Origin of the sequence: Candidatus Kaelpia imicola, assembly GCA_030765505.1 — a bacterium.
Lineage (GTDB): Bacteria > Omnitrophota > Gorgyraeia > Kaelpiales > Kaelpiaceae > Kaelpia > Kaelpia imicola.
Genome location: JAVCCL010000002.1, coordinates 1 through 9,847 on the forward strand (window position 1 = coordinate 1; position 9,847 = coordinate 9,847).

Below are 9,847 nucleotides of genomic sequence, written 5' to 3' on the forward strand. Positions count from 1 at the left end.
CAGGATTGGGGACCAAAGCTATTTATGTTACTTGCAGCGGTCGATATACTTACGCATATAATCAATAGCATAGTCTTTAAACAGTCATTATTACCAAATCTTCCATGGATTATCTTTAACTGCATTGTATTATTTTATTTTACCCGCCCCAAAGTAAAAGAGCAGTTTAAGTAATATTCCTATAGACTCATTCCTTTATTTTCCCTTGACAAAATACATACAACAACATACACTTGTATGTATGAAGAATAATAGCCCATTTACAAGAAAACAGCTTGAAGCCATTTCTCATATCAGAAACTGGCTAATGCAGAAGTCTCGCAATCCTTCTATCCGGGAGTTAATGGCTGAATTAGGCTATAAATCTCCTCGGTCAGTACAGGATATCCTCCAGCAGCTTGGGGAGAAAGGTGTTATAAGAAAGCTTGATAAAGGCGGTTATCAGCTTGTCATGGACCCTGATCTTGGTCCAGTACATGCCCAGACCACAAATATACCCTTGGTGGGTGTTGTATCATGCGGGATGCCAATGTTAGCAGAGGAAAACATAGAAGGTTATGTTCCTGTATCTACTTCTATTGCAAAACCGGGGGCAAAATACTTTCTATTGCATGCAGAGGGAGACTCTATGGATAAAGCTGGGATTAATGAAGGCGATCTTATTTTAGTCAAACAGCAGCCGACAGCTAATGAAGGGGATAAGGTTGTTGCTTTGATTGACAGCGGTGCAACAATTAAGGAGTTTCACAGAACTAAAGATATGATTATTTTAAAACCAAACTCTTCTAATGAAAAACATAAACCAATTATTTTAACTGATGATTTTCAGATTCAGGGGATAGTTTTAGCAATTATACCTAAATCATGGAAATAAGTAATGGTATAGTGTATGCCATTGTAAACATATTGATCCAATCTTGACAGAGCAAGGAATAGTAGTAAGATAAAAACATAGTTTGAAAGTCCTGCGTTTGAAGGGGGAACCTGGACTATAAAAAAGAAAAACCTTTGTTTTAGTTTGTTTAACAGACTAAGCAAGGGTTTTTTGTATTTAAGGGAGGTAAAGATGAAGAAATTAATTATGCAAAAGAAAATCACAGAAAATATTTTTATAATCCGAGGGCATAAGATTATGCTTAGCACTCACCTTGCTAAGCTTTATGATGTCGAAACAAGAGTATTGGTCCAGGCTGTTAAACGTAACATTGAAAGATTTCCTAAAGATTTTATGTTTCAGCTCTCAAATAGAGAGTATCAAAACTTGAAATCACAAATTGTGACTTCAAGCTGGGGTGGCTCGCGACGTGCTAATCCTTACGCTTTTACCGAACAAGGCGTAGCCATGCTATCTAGTGTTTTAAAGAGTAAAAGTGCTATCCAAGTAAATATCGCCATTATGCGTACATTTGTCAAACTAAGAGAGCTTATATCTACCCATAAAGATCTTCTCCGTAAGTTAATATTACTTGAGAAGAGGGTAGGAAAACATAGCAAAGATATAGAGGCTATATTTGATGCAATCCGGCAATTAATAACTCCATCGGAGAAACCAAAAACTAGGATCGGGTTCCATAATCATTAAACCAAAAGGAGGTGCAGTATGAGGATGGGAGAATTAAAAAATGTTCAAATCATCATCTTAGGGCTATGCATTGTCTGTGCCACAGTATTTTCAACAGTGATACTATCAAAAGGTGTTATCCAGGTAAAGAAACTAACTGAAGAGATAATAGAAGTATCCGGATCGGCTGAAAAAGATATAGTATCTGATTACATAGTCTGGACTTCTGAGTTTAGAAGACGAGATGCAGAGTTAAAGAGTGCTTATTCACAGCTTAAAGGTGATCTTGAAAAAGTAAAAGCATATCTATTGTCAAAAGGCATTAAAGAGGGTGAGATAGTAGTCTCACAGATTAAGAATGCTACTCTCTACAAGAAAACAGAAGAAGGCCATAATACAAATGAGATAGAAGGCTATTTAGTGGCTCAAGAGATTGAAATAAGATCATATGATGTTAATAAGATAACTGATATCTCCCGTCAGTCAACAGAGCTTCTTGATCAAGGGATACAGTTTATGTCAGATGCTCCTGAGTATTTTTATACAAATCTCTCAGATTTAAAGATTGAAATGCTTGCTCGTGCTACAGAGAACGCTAAAGAGAGGGCTGTAAGAATAGCAGCTTCAACGGATAATAAGATAGGAGCTATTCGATCAGCTAAAATGGGTACTTTCCAAATAAACCCCGTAAACTCCTACGATGTATCCTGGTATGGCAATCATGATACCTCATCACTTGAAAAGAAAGTCATAGCCATAGTGCATGCTAGGTTTGGAATAGAGTAAATTATATTAACAGTGGGTTAGAAAAATAGAATTAAAATAGATAATAGTTTTTAAAGAAAAAGGGTTAAGCAAAAATTTAGTTGTTGCATTTTTTGCAACAGTTGAAGAAAAAGACAAATACTAAGTTAAACGTAAAAAGGATAAAAAAAGAGAGGCATTATCGCAGGACTTACCCTTCTGTATAGCCTCTCATCGTGATTCTGATATAAGTTTAACGCATTATATGCGCAATTATCAAGAAAAACTAAAGAGCCGGATATTGATAATCTTCAAGTCTTAGGATTTTACATAGACATACAGCTATTATGGAATCAAATTTATCAGTTTTTCCCAATCCAGAGTGTCTATTTTTTTCAAATTCTCAAGCACTTTTCTGTAGAAATTTAGAGAATCGGGATTTCTCATGCTAATCTGTTTGTGAGGATTATTGGTATATGAAAAGAATTCAATCATTATGGCTCTGTAAATTTCAGGAATTAACCTCATTTCATCCGAAGTTAAAGGATTAACTTCATGGTATGCCTTTAAGAATGTATTAACATCTTTAAACTTTTCTTCGTCACCTTCCAGAAAAGATATATTTTCTGTTCCCACCGCTGCAAATGAAAACATAGCCCAGACAATATCATACATCCTGGTTTCTTTTAAAACTACTCTATCCCAGTCAATCACAAGAGCTACTTCATTGCCATTTAAAATAACATTTTTCCTGACATAATCACCATGAACTACTGTTTTAGGCAAAGTATCATAGCCTAGTTCGGCTAAATTCTGCTCTATTGCATCCATCTGAGTGACAATGAAATCATAGCTTTCTAAAATAAAATTTTCTACCTCATTGCGCTCATCAGCAGGTATTACCAGAAGAGTGCAAAACCCTGAATTAACTAGGCGTTTAAGAACAGCTTTGGATGGGGAGGAAGGGTGAAGCAAGAAAGTATTATTCTAACAATATTCTTATCTATGCTACTTATAAATACCTCTTATGCCAGGAGGGTAGTAGACGCTTCCTGTCCTTTAAAACAGTATGATGATATGACTTTAGATAAAGCCAGAGAGATTGTTTGGCAACACACACAAAGCAGCCCGGTTAAAGATAGTGTGGGTTATCACAATTATATACATATTAATTCACTCCTGGAGTTTATTGACACTGTTGTAGAGCAAATCAGAAGACTGGGGGACAGAGGCTTACTGCTCTATGATATAGATAAAATTCAGACTTTAGCAAGAGTTGCTACCTATTTTCACGATACAGGAGTCTATATCCCGGTAGATGGTAAATGTTGCTCCAAAGGACATGAAGAGAAAAGTAAAGCTATTGTCGAAGCTTATTTAGATGTATTAGGTTTGTCAAAAATAGAATTAGAAGCTATTCAATTAATGATAGATTTTACCAAACTTAAGGTAGATGAGGACTTTAAAGGGGAAGCCGAATTGGTAGATGAAATAATAAAAACAATAGAAGCCCAAGAAAGATTATCTAATCGGGCTATTGGGTACATAAAAAACCTTATGCCCGGTTTAGATTTAACAAACGAAAAAGACCTAAAACTTTTACACGATGCCTTGATTTTCTCTAAAGTAGTTGCAATAGGTGATATATACGGGTATTCGGAAAATTATCCCTCTCAAATTCCGGGATTATGACTGGGATATAGACCTTTAGGATTGGCCGCCGATACCATTATAGAGCAGATGGCACAAAGTGCCTCTTTTCTGAAGGTCTTTAGTAGAGAGCAAAGGTTAGATTACTTATTGTTTGGCGAATACGGCATAGATAGATCTATCCCCGACAGCTTGAAAACCTCTATAGATAATAATATTCGACTGATGATGGACTTTCGTCTTTATATAGACAGGATAAGAAACGAAGAATTTACTCCTCAGGATAGGTTCGAATTCGAAGCCTCTATTGATCTATTAGACCCGGATTTAGTCTCAGATGAGATTAAAGATATTATGAAAAAAGAAATTGATATGCTTCTTGAGGAGACTAGCGGTAATAAAGTAGCTCACCCACTTCCTTTAACTGAAAAACAATGAAGAATAAAAAGATATTCCTGGTTTTAATGGCCGTCATTCTGTTTTCATCTTATCCTTGTGATGCACGGAGAACAAAGGATGCATCTTCACAAGCAGAAGGTAGACTATTACAATTAATCCAAACCGTTACTCAAAGAGAACAGGAAGTCATTATTGCGGAAAGAGAAGACTTTTCAAATGGAGTTCTGCGTTTTTTACACTTTAAAGAGCACATATTAATACTTTTAAACTCTAAAGCTGTGGGTTTACTTTCAGATTATGTGTTAGAAGAAGAGTCCTTTACAGAAGAAGAAACTGAGATAATAGATAGCGATATATTTCCTTATTTAGAAGGCAATGGTTTTGAAGTAATATTTCCGTTTGAACTGGAAGTTCTTACAGTTTCTCACTGGGACGACATTGCCACAAAACCGGTATACATAGCAGGGCTTGACTCCTACGACTTACCTATTCAGATTAAAATTATAGAGTGGTTCCATAATCTCGGTTTTGAAGGCGGGGTAGTTTATGACCCCATGTGCTCTTCAGGAGCGTTGCTTGTTTCGTAATATAAAAGCTCCTTCTGAGTTTGTATTTTCCCTAACTATATGGCATATTTATAAAAAGAGGGGATTGACCATAAAAACATGAAAATGAAATATTTAAAAAAGGCTATTTTATTTATCGTGGGGGTCGTTTTGCTTTTTTCCTATCCCGCAGATGCAAGGAGAGTAAAAGGAAACTTTTTATCTCATATACTTGAAGGAATAGACTTAGAAGTAATCCAGACGGCCTTAGATGAAGTAGTCCTATCATTGACTTCTCAATTTACGCAACAACCTGAATGGAATTTTGAAGATGCTCTAACTGAAATGCAAAAAGACACAACCCCTAAAGAGACCTGCTTTTTATTAACTCAAAAACCAGGCAAAGAAGATTTGCATTTACTCGCATTTCAAGGAACAGAAGAGGCGCTAAAACTTGCTGACGGAACATTTGAGATTTTAGTGTTATATATTCCTCAAGCAGATAAATGGCTGCTTGTTAAAGGAATGGAATCTGTGGAGCTTCCCCATAACTTAAACACAATACTTATAAACGGATTGATTACAAGTGCAGGACATACCCATCCCGGTTATTACTGGCCGATCGGCAGTGTAGGTGATGCTGAATTTGTATCTTTGGGCGGAGGATTTCATTATGTTATTGCCGAAGCAGGAATAGGAATATTGAATGCTGATAATCTTATTAACCCCAAGACAGGAGAACGCTGGCTTGAACACATAAATATTAAAGATATAGCTAACATCAATTATATGGGCACAGAAGAGGAACAATTGGCTGACCGTCTAGCTCTTTATGAACAAATAAATCTGCAATATCGGTTCATTCCCTGGGAAGAGGTTGACGAAGACACCATAACCCCCAAAATCCAAAGTCTTGTTCAAAACTTAAGTAGTACAAACGAATTTATAAGAGTCCGTGCCCTAGGGCACATATACACGATGATTAGAAGCAAAGCTCTACCTTTACTTAAGGCATTTTCAAAAGACCCATCAGAACATATTCGTAAAACTGTGGTTTCCAGCATATCAATTCTAGCAATGACTTATTTCAAAGATTCCATAACAGAGCAAGAAGCATTCGAGGTCTTACATTTATTTGATGCTGATCCATCATTAAAAATAAGAACAGCGACAATAGCCCAGGCCATAGGAACAGCGATGGAAAAAAATACTCAAGATGAAAGGGCTGATGAAATCACTGCAATGATAAAGAACGTATTAACTGATTTTAATTTTTTTGATGCTTTCAGCTCTCTTGCCGGTGTGCACTTAAGCTACAATAAAACCAGATTTTTCATGGATGCTATAGAGCAAATAAACTCAAAACAGCTTCGTGACAATTTAACTCTTATACTTCAAGATCATCAATCCAGAGAAAGATGTGAAGTATACATGGCTGCTCATTGTTTAGCGTATCTTAATGAGCAAGAGACAAATGATTTACTGATTAGAAAATTCCAGGAAGAGGGGGAAATAAAAGACATAGTTGCACAAGCACTTCTGTTGCAGAATTATCAACCCGCTATAGAACACTTTCTTAACCGTATAAAATTAAGTTTAGAAGAGAGTGAAGCCAGCCCTTATTTATTAAACCTCTTAATAGAGTCTACCGAATCAGAAGAAACTCTAAATTCTATCAGGGAATTAATACGCCCTTACTGGAACCATGAATACCCAAACATCAGAGCACACGTGGTAGCTGAGACACTTGGTAAAATCGGAACCCTTGATGACTTGCCGCTGCTTGAGAAGATGCTTGCAGATCCAAATATTTTTGTTGGAAGTTCTGCAGAAGATGCTATTGCCGCAATTATTAAAAGAGAATACCCCTAATAATTATGAAATACTTTAAAAGGATTATTTTATGCATAGTCGGGGTTATTTTGTTTTTGTCCTATCCTGCCCAGGCCAGAAGGATGAAATCCCGGCATAACCTTGATTTCCTTAGCGATATTGACTGGGGAGCCATACAGCAGGCTATCAATGAAGAAACGCGCTCATTAGCTTTGCAGTTTTCAGACATTGAAAAGAGAACCTTTACGGATGCTCTAAAAATACTTGTGATATACACTACGCCTGAAAGAACCTATTTTCTTCTCGAACAAAAACCCAGCCTTGAAGATATTTTTGAATTAGCAATATTAAACCCGCATTCTGAATTATCGCTCATCGAAGTTCCCGCGATGGGTCTCTGGTTTATGATAAAAGGTAACAGCAGGCAAGCAACCATGCCGCATCAATTAAGACAACTACGAATGGTGGGGCTTATACCAAGTTACGGACATTCACATACTGATCGATTCTGGCCAGACCCCAGCGAACCTGACCTAACTGTTGCAATTCAAGCAGGCGGTTTTCATTATGTAATAGCTGGTGCTGGAATTGGCATTTATAATACAGACAACTTAATCAACCCGAATACGGGGGAGCGCTGGCTGGGACATAACTATGACAGTATATCTACGTATTCAGATGTAGATTACAGCGGCACAGAAGATCAGCGACTCCGGGAACATCTTGTATTTTATAGTCAACTCAACGTTGATTATCGCTTTATACCCTGGGAAGAAACTAGAAATATAATTATAAATCCTACTCAACCGGGACTTATTGAAAATTTACAAAATCCTGATGAACTAATAAGAGCAAGGGCCCTAAGGCAAGTAAGTTTACTCATCCGCGAAAAATCCATACCGCTTCTTAATGCATTTTTAAATGATCCCTCAAGTTTTGTTCGCACAACAGCTTCTCAACAACTATCAACAATTAGTCCTGAATCTAATAATCTAATAGATAAAATTTCAAACGTACTTAAAATATTTTCACTTTAACCTAACACCCCCCCCCTAATAATGGGCTGTGCTCAGGCTTCTTTTACCTGAACTCACAACTGGCCTAACGAACAAAACGGGCTCAACGGGCAAAACCCTACTCTATGGATTATTTTTTAGCGAAAGAGGTGACAGACACCTTTTCTCCCCAGCCGCTTAGCTGGTATAGTAGAAAAATTGCTATTTAGGCTCCCTCAACCTAAACTCCCAACCTTAGACAAACACCCTCTAAATATGCTATAATTTTAACAACATACCGAAGGGGGAGAGGTGAGAAAAAGAAACGCTATAATTGCAGTATTTCTGGCTGTTTTGCTGATTAACAGCACCGCACAGTCCAGAAGGGTAAAAGAACCTATCCATTCAATTTTTTTATCAGAAAAACAAGGCAAAGTTATACTTACAGATGAAACTCTACAAAACATTATCAATAGATATTATCCTGAAATCACGGTAGAGCAGATTAAAGCAACCATAGAAACCCCTGATTGTCCTGTTGAGGTGGTAAACTTAAACTACCCCCAGCACTACATCTACATCAAACACATAGGCGACAAACGTATACGGGTAAAAGTTAATCATCTGGGAGAAGTTTTCTGGGCCGATTCAGAACAACTCATCATACATTAAACCAACCAGATCTATCATTTACTGCTTATATTTAATAACATAACGAAAGGTGAGTGGGTATATTAGTTTTTGAGGGGAAAGTAGATTAAAACCTTTAATTTGTAATCTCCCCAACTATATGGCATATTTATAGAAAGGGGATTGGCTATAAAAGTATTACACATTATGAAATACTTCAAAGGGATTATTTTATTCATAATAGGGGTAGGATTGACTTTATCCTCACCTGCAGATGCCAGAAGAATTAAAGAGGAAACGGATTTTAATCGTATACCCGAGAATATCAGAGAGCTCAGCGAAACACTTGCAAAGATAGAGGAGCTATTTCCAAGAATAAAATTCCAGAAAGAGCCGGCTTTTGATTCCGGTAATTTGCACTTATTGTTGAAGGCTATGAGAGAACACAACATAAAACCTTCATTTATATTAGATTTTTATAGGATTATTGAGGAAGTAGAAGACCTTGCATCCAATCGGTTTAATAAAGAGATTAAGACAGATGGAATTTTATTTCGATTTAAAGGTGCTAATGCCGGCGCGGCAATAGTTAAACTAAATCAAGCGGATTTATTTTGGCATGAAGGAATTACACCCGATTTATTTACAGATAAAGATTATGTTTCCATACTCTCCTTTGATTTAGATAATCTTTTTGAGATTTATGAAGAGATGGGCGATGATTATATATTGGCAGCTAAAACGATGATTGCTCATGAATTAGGCCATAATTTATCAGAACTGCCAATAGCTACATACGAAGAGCAACTAATAACCCTTCAACAAGGTTTCTACTCTGAATATATCGGCTTAATTCAATTTGATTTTGCTCCTTATCAGAATAATTTTCCGTTAGATGTTCTCTTAGGTAGATTCCATGAAGTATTGGCTGATGCAATAGCGTATCAGATCGTCGGGGATTCCCTACGCTCATGTTGGACCATGATTGATGATAGAGCCGTTGAATATATGCGCAAAAATGGATTAACAGAAAGCGCTAAGGTTGTTTTTGATGCTTGGCGAATAGCTAAATCTATATTTCTGGGCTTTAATGATCAGGCAACTACTCTCAATATACAGGTTGAAGAACTACTAAGATCAATAGATCACTATAATGAGCTAAGCACGTTTAGAGATCTAGTTTTTGATTTTACAGAATATTATCAAATGTGGGGAGTAAGTATCGGGCAATAAATTCATTCTTACAGTAACTCATTATATATCCTTTTATAGTTGGTGCAACAGATGAGACTGATAAAAATATAGTAGATTACTCCTGGGGGCTATATAAGAGATTAAATCTTAACAGAGTCTATTTCAGTGCTTATCAGAGAGGGTTGGGGGAGAGCACATTAAAAGGTGAGAGCTCAAGATATTCAAACAGTGATATCTTAATGCGTGAGCATAGGCTCTATCAGACAGACTGGCTGATAAGAAAATATAACTTCTCA

Annotated in this window: 11 protein-coding genes; 10 read left to right on the forward strand and 1 reads right to left on the reverse strand. The window is 36.7% G+C overall.

Features of this window, described 5'->3' with window-relative positions:
* Positions 1 to 241 precede the first annotated feature (241 nt).
* From lexA to P9L98_00425, 3 genes are all read left to right on the forward strand, one after another.
* A complete protein-coding gene (gene lexA / locus P9L98_00415) occupies positions 242 to 874 on the forward strand; it encodes a transcriptional repressor LexA (GenBank protein ID MDP8215774.1) in 633 nt (210 codons plus the stop codon).
* A gap of 192 nt (positions 875 to 1,066) precedes the next feature.
* Positions 1,067 to 1,582, forward strand: coding sequence for an ORF6N domain-containing protein (locus P9L98_00420; protein MDP8215775.1), 516 nt, complete (start codon positions 1,067 to 1,069; stop codon positions 1,580 to 1,582).
* A gap of 24 nt (positions 1,583 to 1,606) precedes the next feature.
* Positions 1,607 to 2,347: an SIMPL domain-containing protein gene (locus P9L98_00425; protein ID MDP8215776.1), complete on the forward strand. Its 741-nt coding sequence runs from the start codon at positions 1,607 to 1,609 to the stop codon at positions 2,345 to 2,347.
* Between the two features lie 303 nt (positions 2,348 to 2,650).
* On the opposite strand, the gene P9L98_00430 is transcribed toward P9L98_00425, so the two are convergent.
* Positions 2,651 to 3,136 carry a phosphotransferase gene (locus tag P9L98_00430; protein ID MDP8215777.1) on the reverse strand — a complete coding sequence of 162 codons (486 nt, stop codon included), beginning with the start codon at positions 3,134 to 3,136 and terminating at the stop codon, positions 2,651 to 2,653.
* A 135-nt stretch (positions 3,137 to 3,271) separates the two neighbouring features.
* Here P9L98_00430 and P9L98_00435 point away from each other — a divergent pair, with 135 nt between their 5' ends.
* From P9L98_00435 to P9L98_00465, 7 genes are all read left to right on the forward strand, one after another.
* Positions 3,272 to 3,997: a hypothetical protein gene (locus P9L98_00435; GenBank protein MDP8215778.1), complete on the forward strand. Its 726-nt coding sequence runs from the start codon at positions 3,272 to 3,274 to the stop codon at positions 3,995 to 3,997.
* Positions 3,998 to 4,045: 48 nt separating this feature from the next.
* The gene (locus P9L98_00440) at positions 4,046 to 4,393 is read left to right on the forward strand and encodes a hypothetical protein (GenBank protein ID MDP8215779.1); all 348 of its coding nucleotides are present in this window, start codon (positions 4,046 to 4,048) and stop codon (positions 4,391 to 4,393) included.
* The gene (locus P9L98_00445) at positions 4,390 to 4,941 is read left to right on the forward strand and encodes a hypothetical protein (protein ID MDP8215780.1); all 552 of its coding nucleotides are present in this window, start codon (positions 4,390 to 4,392) and stop codon (positions 4,939 to 4,941) included. The genes P9L98_00440 and P9L98_00445 overlap by 4 nt, the downstream gene beginning before the upstream one ends.
* A 78-nt stretch (positions 4,942 to 5,019) precedes the next feature.
* Complete coding sequence (locus P9L98_00450) at positions 5,020 to 6,771, forward strand: HEAT repeat domain-containing protein (GenBank protein MDP8215781.1); 1,752 nt, start codon at positions 5,020 to 5,022, stop codon at positions 6,769 to 6,771.
* Positions 6,772 to 6,776: 5 nt separating this feature from the next.
* Positions 6,777 to 7,769: a HEAT repeat domain-containing protein gene (locus tag P9L98_00455; protein MDP8215782.1), complete on the forward strand. Its 993-nt coding sequence runs from the start codon at positions 6,777 to 6,779 to the stop codon at positions 7,767 to 7,769.
* Positions 7,770 to 8,039: 270 nt separating this feature from the next.
* Positions 8,040 to 8,399, forward strand: coding sequence for a hypothetical protein (locus tag P9L98_00460; GenBank protein ID MDP8215783.1), 360 nt, complete (start codon positions 8,040 to 8,042; stop codon positions 8,397 to 8,399).
* Positions 8,400 to 8,564: 165 nt separating this feature from the next.
* Positions 8,565 to 9,590, forward strand: a complete 1,026-nt coding sequence (locus P9L98_00465; GenBank protein ID MDP8215784.1) for a hypothetical protein — start codon at positions 8,565 to 8,567, stop codon at positions 9,588 to 9,590.
* Positions 9,591 to 9,847 lie beyond the last annotated feature (257 nt).